The organism is Nocardia sp. NPDC004722 (assembly GCF_053601505.1).
Map to the genome: position 1 here is coordinate 1 of NZ_JBSGBY010000197.1, position 13,009 is coordinate 13,009.

Genomic DNA, 13,009 nt, shown 5'->3' on the forward strand with positions numbered 1-13,009 from the left:
AGGCCTACGGGAAGTTCGCGCTGGACTCGGTGTATCTGGACATCAAGGATCTGGACGGGCTGGCCGGTGAGTCGGCCGACGCGGTGGCCATCGGGCGCGCAGCAGCAGTTCGATCTCGATGCCGTCGTCGCGCGTGAGCCGGTTCTCCGGCAGCCGCGGCAGCTGGCAGTTCAGGAAGCTCGGCAGCCAGGCTTTGCGCTGGCGCTGATCGCGCAGCACGGCCCGCTTCAGGGCCACCGGATGCGGGGAGCTGATCAGCGCGATGGAGCGCACCACGCGCGGATGCAGCACCGCGGTCGCCCAGCAGACCAGTCCGCCCTCGGCGTGACCGACCAGGGTGGCCTCGGTGTGGCCGAGCGCGCGGATCAGACCGGCCACGTCACCGGCGAGGGTCCAGCCGTCGTAGCCGCGCGGTGGTTTGTCGGTGTCGCCGTAGCCGCGCAGGTCCACCGCGACCGTGCGGAAGCCGCGGGCCGCCAGTCCGGTGAGCTGATGCCGCCACGACCACCAGAAGTCGCCGAAACCGTGCAGCAGCACGACCAGGGGCATGTCCGGGTCGGTGTAGGCCGTCCCGGCGGGGACGGCCTCGACCACGTGGAAGCGAATGCCGTTGGCGCGCACATCCCGATGGGTCCACGGTCCGTCGTAGCGGACTGCGGAGGGATCCGGCTGCGAATTAGACGACACGCCGAAGGAGCGTAATCGAAGGTCTAGGTCCGGGGCTTGCCGAGTTCGACCGTGGCGTCGATCGTCTGCTCGTCGCCGTGGCCGAAACCACTGGGCAGCAGGGTCTTCGCCTCCTTCAGCGATTCGATGGTCTTCTCGGGCGCGCGCAGTTTGCGCACCTTCAGATAGCCCAACAGCGCGAACGCCGCCACCGCCGCGATCATCAGCAGGAACACCACCAGGAACGCGGCCCAGCGGTACAGCCACACGTCCAGCAGTTCGGCGAGGAAGAAGAAAAAGAAGAAGGAGCTGAACAGCAGGATGGTCAGCGCCAGGATGAAGTAGACGCTGCCCTGCAGGCCCTTCTTGATCTCACCGGTCACCTCGGCCTTGGCCAGCTCGACCTCGGCGCGCACCAGCGTCGACATCTGTTCGGTCGCGTCGCGCACCAGGGTGCCGAAGGTGGCCGCCTGATGGGCGTCGACATCGGACAACGGAATCGAGGTGACGGTGCGGGTGCGGTTCCCGTCGTAGCCGTTACCGCCCTGTGTGAAGCTCAATTGCTCGACCCTTCTCCATGTCCCGGTAGTACTGTCCGGTGTCACTCTTGACTTTGCAGCGCTCGCGCGTCCCGTCGTGCCTGGTGAGCACGCCCACGACGCAACAGTAGCGCCGAACCGGCCAGGGAAGCCGCCAAAGACGTGAGCAACACCGCCGCTTTTGCGAGTTCTGCCTCGCTGCCGTCGCCGACGTCTTCCAATGCCAGTTCTGCCACCAAGAGGCTAACGGTGAAGCCGATCGCGCCCAGTACCGACAGGGCGAACATGTCCCGATAACCGAGATCACCGGGGCGTTCGGCGATCCCCAACCGCACGGCGAGCCAACTGGATCCGAAGATACCGACGGTCTTTCCGATCAGCAGACCGGCGATGATGGCCAGCGCCAGGCGGTCGGTGAACAACTTGGAAAGCACGTTGGAATCCAGCGGCACGCCGGAGGCGAACAACGCGAACAGGGGTACGCACACCGCCGCCGAGATGGGCTGGAAGAAATGCTCGAGCTTGGCGGCGGGCACGCAGTGCTCGTCCTCGTCCGGGTCCGGCCGCACCCGGGTCAGCAGGCCGCAGACGACACCGGCCAGGGTGGCGTGAATTCCGGCCTCGTGCAGGGCATACCAGGAGACCAGGCCCAGCGGCACGTAGATGAGCGGGCTGCCGAGCCGGAACTTCTGGGCCAGGGCCCAGCCCGCGAAGCAGGCGATCGCGATGAGCAGCCACAGCATTTTCAGGGTGGTGGTGAACAGCACCGCGATCAGCAGGATGGCGATCAGATCGTCGACGACGGCCAGGCTGAGCAGGAATACGCGGGCGCTGGCCGGGATTCGTGATCCGGTCATGGCCAGCACGGCCAGCGCGAAGGCGATATCGGTCGCGACCGGGATGGCCCAGCCGCGGTCCATACCCGCCGCGCCCCAGCCGACGGCCGTGGCGATGAGCGCGGGCATCACCACGCCGCCGATGGCCGCCACGATGGGCAGGGTGGCGCGTTTGCGGTCGGCGAGTTCGCCGACCACCAGTTCGCGTTTGAGCTCCAGGCCGGCGACGAAGAAGAAGATGGCCAGCAGGCCGTCCTTGGTCCAGTCGGCCAGCGTGAGATCCAGGTGCAGCGCGGGAATCGCGAGCTTGGTGTCGACCATGGTGGTGTAGCTCGCGCCCCACGGCGAGTTGACCCAGATGAGCGCTCCGGCGGCCGCGATGAGAAGCAGTGCGCCGCCGAAGGTTTCGGTTCTGAGATAGCGGGCCAGCTCCGAGCGGACCTGAGCGATCACGGTGTGCACCTTCCGGTCGTACGTTCGACAGAACAGCGGCGTGCACACCACTGACGGGTTCCTCGGCACAACCGCATGCCGACCAGACTTCCCGGCACACCTTTTGCGCAATTCTAACGGTTCGCCGGTTGGATCTTGACCACCCCACACGGAGTGAGGCCCCGTGACCTGTGGTCACGGGGCCTCACCGATGGCCTTGGTTCTTACGCTTTTCCGGCCCGGATGGCCTCGAAAACGTTGGGATCCACCAGGGTTGAGGTGTCGCCGAGCTCGCGGCCCTCGGCCACGTCGCGCAGCAATCGGCGCATGATCTTGCCCGAGCGGGTCTTGGGCAGTTCCGGCACCACGTGGATCTCGCGCGGGCGGGCGATCGGGCTGATCTCGCGCGAGACCTCGGCCTTGAGCTCGGCGATCAGATCCGCGCCGGTGTCCTTGGCCTCGGCGGTCAGGATCACGAACGCCACGATGCCCTGGCCGGTGGTCTCATCCGACGCGCCGACGACCGCGGCCTCTGCGACACCGGAGTGGCCGACCAGCGCGGACTCGACCTCGGCGGTGGAGATGCGGTGGCCCGACACGTTCATGACGTCGTCGACGCGGCCGAGCACCCACAGGTCGCCGTCCTTGTCGAGCTTCGCGCCGTCACCCGCGAAGTACCAGCCCTTCTCGGCGTAGCGCGCCCAGTAGGTCTCCTTGTACCGCTCGTTGTCGCCCCAGATGCCGCGCAGCATGGAGGGCCACGGCTGGTCGAGCACCAGGTAGCCGTTGGCCTCGGTCTCGCCCAGTTCGACCGGATTGCCTTCCTCGTCGACCACCGTCGCCGAGATGCCCGGCAGCGGGGTCATGGCCGCGCCCGGCTTGGCGTGCGTGACGCCCGGCAGCGGCGAGATCATGATCGCGCCGGTCTCGGTCTGCCACCAGGTGTCCACGATGGGAGTCTTGTTGCCGCCCACCACATCCCGGTACCAGCGCCAGGCCTCCGGGTTGATCGGCTCGCCGACCGAACCCAGCAGGCGCAGGCTCGACAGGTCGTGCGACTCCGGGATCTCGCGACCCCACTTCATGAAGGTGCGGACCAGCGTCGGCGCGGTGTAATAGATGCTCACACCGTACTTTTCGATGATCTGCCAGTGCCGGTGCTCGTCGGGGAAGTTGGGGGTGCCCTCGTAGACGACCTCGGTGGCCCGGTTGGCCAGCGGGCCGTACACGATGTAGCTGTGCCCGGTCACCCAGCCGATATCGGCGGTGCACCAGTACACGTCCTTGCCCGGCTTGTGGTCGAAGACGTAGTTGTGGGTGTACGCCGCCTGGGTCAGGTAGCCGCCGGAGGTGTGCAGGATGCCCTTGGGCTTACCCGTGGTGCCGGAGGTGTAGAGGATGAACAGCGGGTGCTCGGCGTCGAACGCCTGTGCCTCGTGTTCGGGGGAGGCCAGCGACACCGTCTCGTCCCACCAGATGTCGCGGCCCTCGACCATCGGGGTGTCCAGGCCGGTGCGACGCACCACGAGCACGTGCTCGACGGTCGAATCGCCTTCCGCGAGGGCCTCGTCCACGGCGGTCTTGAGCGGGGCGGGCTTGCCGCGCCGCCACTGGCCGTCGGTGGTGATGACCAGTTTGGCCGCGGCGTCGTCGACGCGCTGACGCAGGGCGCTGGGGGAGAAGCCCGCGAACACCACCGAATGGGTCAGGCCCAGGCGCGCGCTGGCGAGCATGGCCACGATGGCCTCGGGGACCATCGGCATGTAGATGGCGACGCGGTCACCGGCCACCAGGCCCAGACCGGTCAGGTAGTTGGCGGCACGCGACACCTCGGCCAGCAGGTCGCTGTAGGTGAGGTCGCGGGAGTCGCCGGGCTCGCCCTCCCAGTGGATGGCGACCTGGTCGCCGTGGCCGTCGAGCACGTGCCGGTCCACGCAGTTGTAGGCGACGTTCAACTTGCCGTCGGCGAACCACTTGGCGAAGGGCGCGTCGGTCCAGTCCAGGACCTGGGTGAAGGGCTGGTGCCAGTGCAGGCGCTTCGCCTGCTCGGCCCAGAACCCCTCGCGGTCGGCGGCCGCCCGGTCGTAGAGAGAGGCGTCGCCATTGGCGGCCGCCGCGAACTCTGCGCTGGGCGGGTACGCGTCCAGGTGCTCGGCAGAGGAATCCGTGGTCATCTCGTCTCTTCTTCTCTCGCGTGCAGGCCGCGCGGGGTGACGGCGGCCACGTTCGACCCTAACCGACTGTGACCTGCGTCGTGCCCGGCAGTCTCGATCGGTGGGTGGTGCATGACGAACCTTGCAGAGTGCCTATGAACAAACCGTGAATGTTGCCGGATTGCTAACAAGCCGAACAATCCCGTTTCGATCCGCTGACAACAGGCACCCGGATGGTTAGTGTCCGATTCACCCAAGGCGAATGGTTATGACCACTGGCACCCCGGCGGTTATCGCCATCCTCCTTCGCACTCCCTCGGATCAGGAGAGAAGCGTTGAGATTCAAGACGATTACCGCGCTGGCGGCGGCCGCGATAATGGCCGCCGCGCTCGCGGTGGCAGGTTGCTCCTCCAGCGGCGGCGACAGCACCGACCTCGTGACGGTCAATGGCGGTGAGCCGCAACGACCCCTGGTGCCCACCGACGTCAACGAGAACATGGGCGGCCGCGTGGTCGACCGGCTGTGGGCCGGGCTGAAGTACTACGACGTCAACGGCACCGCCCGGGACGAGGTGGCGCAGTCCATCGAGACCACCGACCGGCAGCACTACAAGATCACCCTCAAGGACTGGAAATTCACCGACGGGACGCCGGTGACCTCGAAGTCCTTCGTCGACGCCTGGAACTACGGCGCGCTGTCCACCAACGGGCAGCTGCAGAACTGGGCCTTCGACGGCATCGCCGGTTACAGCGACGTCAGCGCGGATCCGCCCAAGGCCCAGACGATGTCGGGTCTGAAGGTGATCGACGACAAGACCTTCACCGTCGACCTCACCAGCCCCTCGATCGACTTCGAGCTGAAACTCGGCTTCGCGCCGTTCTATCCGATGCCGGACGCGTTCTTCAAGAACACCAAGGACTTCGGGCAGAACCCGATCGGCAACGGGCCCTACAAGTTCTCCACCTGGCAGCACAACGTGAAGATCGAGGTGCTGCCCAACCCGGACTATCACGGCGGCCGCCCGCCCAAGAACAAGGGCCTGCGCTTCGTGATGTACCAGTCCTACGACACCGCGTACGCGGATCTGTTGCAGGGCAACCTCGATGCCCTCGACATCATCCCGGACTCGGCGCTGGCCACCTACGAGAAGGACCTCGGCGACCGGGCCATCCACAAGCCCATCGCCTACAGCCAGCACATCGGCATCCAGCCCACCGTCGCGCACTTCGCCGGTGAGGAAGGCGTGCTGCGCCGCAAGGCCATCTCGATGGCCATCAACCGGGATCAGATCGCGCAGAACATCTTCCACGGCACCCGCGTGCCCTGCCAGGACTTCACCGCCTTCACCCTGCCCGGCTTCCGCAAGGATCTGCCCGGCTCCGACGTGCTGAAGTTCAACCCGGATCAGGCCAAAGCCCTGTGGGCGCAGGCGAATGCGATCTCACCGTGGTCGGGGACCTACCAGATCGCCTACAACGCCGACGGCGGACACCAGGCGTGGGTCGAAGCGGTCGCCAACAGCGTCAAGAACACCCTCGGCATCGACGCGGTCGGCGCGCCGTACCCGACGTTCAAGAACATTCGCGACGAGATCACCAACAAGACCATCGGTAAGGCGTTCCGCTACGGCTGGCAGGGTGACTACCCGTCCATGTTCGAATTCCTGACCGCGCTGTATCTCACCGGATCCGGCACCAACAACACGCAGTACGCCAACCCGGACTTCGACAAGATGCTCGCCCAGGCGCAGGGCGCGGCCACCCCCGAGGCCGCCTACGACATCCTGGCCCAGGCCCAGCAGCTGCTGTTCAAGGACATGGCCGACATCCCGATCTTCGACTACAACGTCGCGGCCGGGCGCTCGGACAAGGTCAAGGCCGAGGTGAGCTGGTCGGGCCTGTTCGACTTCGAGAACATCGAGAAGTAGCGGGCATGGCCTGGTACATCGTGCGGCGGTTGCTCCAGATGATTCCGGTCTTCCTCGGAGCAACCCTGCTCATCTACGCGATGGTCTTCCTGATTCCCGGCGACCCCATCCAGGCGCTCGCCGGGGATCGGCAGATGACCCCGGCGATCGAGGCGACGCTCAAGGCGCGCTACCACCTGGACCAGCCCTTCTACATCCAGTACCTGCAATACCTGAAAGGCATTGTGACGCTGGACTTCGGCACCTCGTTCTCGGGGCGGCCGGTACGTGAGGAGCTGGCCCGCGCGTTCCCGATCACCTTCCGGCTGGCCGTGATGGCGGTGTGCATCGAGTTCTTCTTCGGTGTCGCCTTCGGATTGGTCGCCGGGCTGCGCAAGGGCAAGCTGTTCGACTCCACCATGCTGGTGCTGAGCCTGGTCATCATCGCCATCCCGATCTTCGTGCTCGGGTTCCTGGCGCAGTACCTGCTCGGCATCAAATGGGGGATCGCGCCGGTGACGGTCGGCAGCAAGGCGAGCTTCACCGATCTGCTGGTGCCGGCCTTCGTGCTGGGGTCGCTGTCGTTCGCCTACGTGCTGCGTCTGACGCGAAACGCGGTGGCGGAGAACATGAACGCCGACTACGTGCGCACCGCGACCGCCAAGGGCCTGAGCCGCCCGAAGGTCATCGTGGTGCACATCCTGCGCAACTCGCTGATCCCCGTGGTCACCTTCGTGGGCTCGGATCTGGGATTCCTGATGGGCGGTGCGGTCGTCACCGAGGGCATCTTCAATATCCCGGGCGTCGGCGGCACGCTGTACCAGGCCATCACCCGCGGTGAACCGCCCACGGTGGTGGCCTTCGTGACCGTGCTCATCGTGATCCTGCTGCTGACCAACCTCATCGTCGATCTGCTCTACGCCGCACTCGATCCGAGGATCCGCTATGCCTGAAACGACCGAAATACGGCCGGGGCAAGAGCATTTCGTTGCCCCACCCGACGAGGTGGAAGTGCTGGCCACCGACCGGGTCACCGAGACCGCCGCCCCGACCAGCGTCTGGCGGGAGGCCTGGCACCAGCTGCGCCGCAATCCGATCTTCGTGATCGCGGCGCTGCTGATCGCGTTCATTCTGCTCGTCGCGATCTGGCCGAAGTTGTTCAGCAGCGTCGATCCGCGGTACTGCAGTGGCGATTTCAGCATGCACGGACCATCGAGCGGGCATCCGTTCGGCTTCGACAAGCAGGGCTGCGACATCTATGCCCGGACCGTGTACGGGGCCCGGGCGTCGGTGGAGACCGGGCTGGGCGCGACGCTGCTGTTCGTGCTGATCGGCGGCACCCTCGGGGCGCTCGCGGGATACTACGGCGGGCTGCTCGACGCGGTGATCTCGCGGATCGCGGAGATCTTCTACGCGCTGCCGCTCACCCTGGCCGCCATCGTGCTCATGCAACTGCTGCACACCCGCACGGTGTGGACGGTCATGATCACGCTGGCGTCCTTCAGCTGGCCGCAGGCCGCCCGCATCGCGCGCGGGGCGGTGATCGAGTCCCGCAACAGCGAATACGTCACGGCCGCCAAGGCGCTCGGCGTTTCCCGATTCCGGACGCTGATCCGCCACGTACTGCCCAACTCCGCCGGACCGCTGATCGTGGTCAGCACCATCTCGCTCGGCGTCTTCATCGTCACCGAGGCGACGCTGTCCTATCTGGGTGTCGGGCTGTCGCGGCAGATCGTGTCCTGGGGCTCGGATATCGCCTCCGACCAGAAGGAGATTCGCACCTCCGGCATCTTGTTCTACCCCGCGACCGCCCTGGCGCTCACGGTGCTCAGCTTCATCATGCTCGGCGACGCGGTGCGCGACGCGCTGGATCCCAAGGCCCGGAAGAGGTGACGACATGACCGAACCACTGCTCGAGGTCCGGGATCTGAACGTCTGTTTCAGCTCCGAGGGCCAACAGGTCCCGGCGGTGCGCGGGGTGGGCCTGACGGTCTACCCCGGCCAGACCGTCGCCATCGTCGGCGAATCCGGGTCCGGCAAGTCGACCACCGCGCACGCCATCATCGACCTGTTGCCCGGCACGGGGCGAATCACGTCCGGTTCCATCATGTTCGACGGCAAGGATCTGTCGAAGGCGTCGTCGCGCGACATCGTCGCGGTGCGCGGGCGCGGTATCGGGTTCGTGCCGCAGGACCCCATGTCGAACCTGAATCCGGTGTGGAAGATCGGATTCCAGATCCGGGAGACGCTGGAGGCCAACGGCATCGCCAAGGGCCGGGCCGCCCGGCAGCGCGCGATCGAACTGCTGGCCGAGGCGGGCATGCCCGACGCCGAACGCCGGGTGAATCAGTATCCGCACGAATTCTCCGGCGGCATGCGGCAGCGCGCTCTCATCGCCATCGGGCTCTCGTGCCGTCCCAAACTGCTCATCGCCGACGAGCCCACCTCCGCCCTGGACGTCACCGTGCAGCGGCAGATCCTCGACCACCTCGACGGGCTCACCGGCGAACTCGGCACCGCGGTCCTGCTCATCACCCACGACCTGGGCCTGGCCGCCGAACGGGCCGAGCATCTGGTGGTGATGTACCGCGGCCGGGTCGTGGAATCCGGTCCGGCACTGCAGATTCTGCGCAATCCCCAGCATCTGTACACCAAGAAGCTGGTGAACTCGGCGCCCTCGCTGGCCTCGCAGCGGCTGTCCTCGGTGCGCGATCGCGCCGAGGTGCGGGCGCAGGCCGTCTCCGTGGCGGGCCAGCTGGCCGAGACCGACGCCGAATTCGCCAGTGCCCCCGATGATGTGCTGGTCGCCGACCGGCTGCGCAAGGTGTACCGCATTCGGGGCAACGCGCCGTGGAAGTCCACCGAACTCGTTGCCGTGGACGATGTCTCGTTCGCGCTGCGGCGCGGCACCACCACTGCCATCGTCGGTGAATCCGGCTCCGGCAAATCCACGGTGGCACAACTGGTCCTGGGGCTGCAGCCGCCGACCTCCGGCCGGGTCACCTTCGACGGGCGCGAGGTCGCCACCTTGAATGCCAAGGCGGCCTTCGCCTTCCGTCGCCGGGTGCAGCCGATCTTCCAGGACCCCTACGGGTCGCTGGATCCGATGTACTCGATCTACCGCACCATCGAGGAACCGTTGCGCACCCACGGCATCGGCACCCCGAAGGAACGCGAGGCCACCGTGCGCGACCTGCTCGACAAGGTCTCGCTCCCGGCCTCGGCCATGCGCCGCTACCCCAACGAGCTCTCCGGCGGTCAACGCCAGCGGGTCGCCATCGCCCGCGCGCTGGCGCTGTCCCCGGAGGTCGTGGTCTGCGACGAGGCCGTCTCCGCCCTCGACGTGCTCGTCCAGGCGCAGATCCTGCAGCTGCTCAACGAACTTCAGGCCGAGCTCGGACTCACCTACCTGTTCATCACCCACGATCTGGCCGTGGTCCGGCAGATCGCCGACGACGTCCTGGTCATGCAGCAAGGCAAGGTGGTCGAGGCGGCCACCACCACCGAGGTCTTCGACCATCCGCGCAACGAGTACACCCGACGACTCCTGGAGGCCATCCCGGGCCGTGACCTGCTGGTCGGCTGATTCGCGCGGTCGCGGGGCCGCTAGCCTCGTACCTCGTGACCGACCCGCTGCAGCCCCTCGTCGACCTGCCCGGTGTGCGCGAAGCCGCCGACAAGGCCCGTGACAGCCTTGCCGAGGTGCACCGCCACCGGGCCAACCGGCGCGGCTGGCCCACCACCGCCGCCGAGGCCGCCGTCCGCGCCGCGCGCTCGTCGGCGGCCATCGACGGCGGCACCATCGACCTGCCCGCCGACGGCAATGTCGCCGATCCGATCCTGGCCGGCGCCCTGCGCGTCGGACAGGCCCTCGACGCCGAGGCCCTCACCAACCTGGTCGGTGTCTGGCAGCGCGCCCCGCTGCAGGCCCTCGCCCGTCTGCACCTCTTGGCAGCCGCCGACCTGGTCGACGACCAACAGCAGCTCGGCCGCCCCCGCGATGTCCCCGGCGTCGCCCAACGCCTCGACCTGCTGGCCCAAACGATCACCACCACCAAGGCTCCGGCCCCGGTGATCGCCGCCATCGTCCACGGCGAACTGTTGTCCCTGCGCCCCTTCGGCACCGCCGACGGCATCGTCGCCCGCGCCGCCTCCCGGCTGGTCGCCGTGTCCAGCGGCCTCGACCCGCACAGCCTGGGTGTCCCGGAAGTCTTCTGGCTCCGCCGCCGCCAGGCTTACCTGGACGCGGCGGCGGCGTTCGGCATGGGCACGGCCGAGGGCGTCGGCGGCTGGGTGATCCTCACCTGCGGAGCGCTGGAAGACGGTGCGCGAGAAGCGCGTTCGATCGCCGACGCGGCGTCCGGATAATAGCCCCCGTATATAAGAGCGGGCGGCGTTGTCGCCTTCGCGACCTCACCGCCCGCTAGCACGGATCACCTGGTTACCAGGCGTGCTCATCGAGTTGTGTCTGTTCGGCCTCGGCGAGCTCTCCAGGATCCGGTGGTTCATCCCCGCATTGATGCGAGGCCCTCGCCGTCGAAATCCCAGATAACGCAGGCCCACAACTTCTGTTGCCCTGTCGCGGCGTGCTCCGCGTGGGTGCCTGATGTCCGTGCTGGGAAGGGTGGGATGGGAGGTCGAAACCTTCTCTTCCGGTCCGATCTTGGCCTTCCGTCCTTCCGTGCATCCATTGTTACCCCGTGACGGCCGTCACATCAAGACCTGGGGAAACATTCGAATTACTCGGTGTGTCTGAGTATTTTTGCGTCCGGGCGTTTCGGTCGGCGGCCCAGTTGTCCCGATCAGCCCCGCCGCCGCAGCAGCCGGTACGTGAGGGCCCCGGCCGCGAGCGCGCCGAGCCCGACGGCGGCCGTCGCGGCGACCGTGGTGGTGGTCGGGGCCGGTAGTCGAGCCCACAGCGAGACCGGGTTGGAGAAGGTGAGCACCGGCCAGCCGCGCGTGGCGGCCTCGCGCCGCAGCGCCCGGTCCGGATTCACCGCGGTCGGGTGGCCGACCACCTCGAGCATGGGCAGATCGGTGCTGGAGTCGGAGTAGGCGTAGCAGCGGTCGAGGTCGTAATCGTATTGGGCCGCAAGCTTTTCGATGGCCTCGACCTTGCCCGGGCCGTAGCAGTAGAACTCGACTTCGCCCGCGTACTTACCGTTTTCGATGACCATCCGGGTGGCGGCGAAGTGATCGGCGCCCAGCGCCGCGGCGATCGGCGCGACCACCTCCTCGCCCGAGGCCGACACGATGATCACATCGTGGCCCCGAATCCGATGGTCCGCAATGAGATCCGCGGCCTCGGCGTAGATGAGCGGATCCACGATGTCGTGCAGGGTCTCAGCGACGATCGAGCGCACTTGATCGACATCCCAGCCCGCGCACATCTTGGTGAGGTGCTCGCGCATGCGTTCCATCTGATCGTGATCGGCGCCCGAGAGCAGGAACAGGAAGTGCGCGTAGCTGCTCTCGAGCACCGCACGGCGGCTGAGCAGGCCCTGATCCAGAAACGGCTTGCTGAACACGAAGGCGCTCGACCTGGCGATCACCGTCTTGTCGAGATCGAAGAAGGCGGCGACTCGTCCGCGTTCGGCTGTCACGTGGTCCAGGATATGGTCCGGCGGCGCGTCTCGGGAATCTTGGGCGCGGCGGGCGGGTCCGGCGATGTACCTGGCCTTTTCATGCGGCGCAGCGGCGGCGGTGTCGGCCATCACTTTCGGCGCAGGAATTGTCCGGGTTAGCCAGTCGGAAGCCGGGCCGTCGGGGCGGGAAAAAGACTCGCCGGGCGGACTTGCAATCCGGCCGGGGCTTGGGTGTAGTATCGCAGTTACCTGGACATGGTCCAGGCGCGTTCAGCCCGACCCCCCGGGGCTGAACCCGACGGCCCCAGCCTCCTCCCCCCCCGGCTGGGGCCGTCCTCTATTTCCGGACAGTTCCGTCGATTCCCGGGCGACTCCGAAGTCCTTCTCCCGCCCCGAGTTCTGCACAGGCCGCGTGTTATCCACACTCGCCGTGCACCCCTCTTTTGCCGCCTGGCCAATCGAGCGACGCTGACCAGCATGAACTCCGACGCCGCCACACCACCGGCCCTGTCGCTCGTCGCCGATCCCCGTCTGCGGGAGGAGATTCGCCGCATCGCCGCGGCGGCGGACCGCCCGCTCGACGAACGCGTGCCGCCCCCGGGCCGCCACGCCTGGACCTCCGCGTCCGCCATCGTCCTCGATACCACCGCCGCGCAGAGCTGTGCCTCCGCCGAACACCCCCGCCGCGCCGGAGTTCTGCTGGTGACCGACGGCGAGCCGAGTTTGCTCGACTGGCAGGCCGCCACCGCCGTCGGCGCCGAGCTGGTGCTGTCGCTGCCCGGCGACGCCGACGCCCTGGTGGCCGCCTTCGCGGCGCACGACGGCCGCCGGCCCGGCGACGGCGCGGTCCTCGCGGTGGCGGGCGCGGGAGCCGGTGCGGGCGCCTCGGTC

At 67.5% G+C, this 13,009-nt stretch carries 9 protein-coding genes and 3 pseudogenes; 7 read left to right on the forward strand and 5 right to left on the reverse strand.

Going from position 1 to position 13,009, the window contains the following annotated elements:
• Positions 1–110 (forward strand): annotated as a pseudogene (locus tag ACWELQ_RS20295) (CoA ester lyase); the annotation flags it as partial.
• On the opposite strand, the pseudogene ACWELQ_RS20300 reads toward ACWELQ_RS20295, so the two are convergent.
• From ACWELQ_RS20300 to acs, 4 genes and pseudogenes are all read right to left on the reverse strand, one after another.
• Positions 82–687, reverse strand: a pseudogene (locus ACWELQ_RS20300) (alpha/beta fold hydrolase); the annotation flags it as partial. The pseudogenes ACWELQ_RS20295 and ACWELQ_RS20300 overlap by 29 nt on opposite strands.
• Before the next feature lie 23 nt (positions 688–710).
• Positions 711–1,226: a phage holin family protein gene (locus ACWELQ_RS20305; protein ID WP_452398598.1), complete on the reverse strand. Its 516-nt coding sequence runs from the start codon at positions 1,224–1,226 to the stop codon at positions 711–713.
• A gap of 41 nt (positions 1,227–1,267) precedes the next feature.
• The gene (gene nhaA / locus ACWELQ_RS20310; RefSeq protein ID WP_452398599.1) at positions 1,268–2,494 is read right to left on the reverse strand and encodes a Na+/H+ antiporter NhaA; all 1,227 of its coding nucleotides are present in this window, start codon (positions 2,492–2,494) and stop codon (positions 1,268–1,270) included.
• 203 nt (positions 2,495–2,697) lie between these two features.
• The gene (acs, locus tag ACWELQ_RS20315; RefSeq protein WP_452398600.1) at positions 2,698–4,647 is read right to left on the reverse strand and encodes an acetate--CoA ligase; all 1,950 of its coding nucleotides are present in this window, start codon (positions 4,645–4,647) and stop codon (positions 2,698–2,700) included.
• A gap of 356 nt (positions 4,648–5,003) precedes the next feature.
• Here acs and ACWELQ_RS20320 point away from each other — a divergent pair, with 356 nt between their 5' ends.
• From ACWELQ_RS20320 to ACWELQ_RS20340, 5 genes are read left to right on the forward strand one after another with little or no spacing between them, the layout of a single operon-like run.
• A complete protein-coding gene (locus ACWELQ_RS20320; protein ID WP_452398606.1) occupies positions 5,004–6,554 on the forward strand; it encodes a peptide ABC transporter substrate-binding protein in 1,551 nt (516 codons plus the stop codon).
• A gap of 5 nt (positions 6,555–6,559) precedes the next feature.
• The gene (locus ACWELQ_RS20325) at positions 6,560–7,486 is read left to right on the forward strand and encodes an ABC transporter permease (protein WP_452398601.1); all 927 of its coding nucleotides are present in this window, start codon (positions 6,560–6,562) and stop codon (positions 7,484–7,486) included.
• A complete protein-coding gene (locus ACWELQ_RS20330) occupies positions 7,479–8,426 on the forward strand; it encodes an ABC transporter permease (protein ID WP_452398602.1) in 948 nt (315 codons plus the stop codon). The genes ACWELQ_RS20325 and ACWELQ_RS20330 overlap by 8 nt, the downstream gene beginning before the upstream one ends.
• Positions 8,427–8,430: 4 nt before the next feature.
• Positions 8,431–10,119, forward strand: a complete 1,689-nt coding sequence (locus ACWELQ_RS20335) for an ABC transporter ATP-binding protein (RefSeq protein ID WP_452398603.1) — start codon at positions 8,431–8,433, stop codon at positions 10,117–10,119.
• A 35-nt stretch (positions 10,120–10,154) separates the two neighbouring features.
• The gene (locus ACWELQ_RS20340) at positions 10,155–10,901 is read left to right on the forward strand and encodes an oxidoreductase (RefSeq protein ID WP_452398604.1); all 747 of its coding nucleotides are present in this window, start codon (positions 10,155–10,157) and stop codon (positions 10,899–10,901) included.
• A 434-nt stretch (positions 10,902–11,335) separates the two neighbouring features.
• Here ACWELQ_RS20340 and ACWELQ_RS20345 read toward each other — a convergent pair whose 3' ends face one another.
• Positions 11,336–12,247 carry an HAD family hydrolase gene (locus tag ACWELQ_RS20345; RefSeq protein ID WP_452398605.1) on the reverse strand — a complete coding sequence of 304 codons (912 nt, stop codon included), beginning with the start codon at positions 12,245–12,247 and terminating at the stop codon, positions 11,336–11,338.
• A gap of 348 nt (positions 12,248–12,595) precedes the next feature.
• On the opposite strand from ACWELQ_RS20345, the pseudogene ACWELQ_RS20350 reads away from it, so the two are divergent.
• A pseudogene (locus tag ACWELQ_RS20350) lies at positions 12,596–13,009 on the forward strand (septum site-determining protein Ssd); the annotation flags it as partial.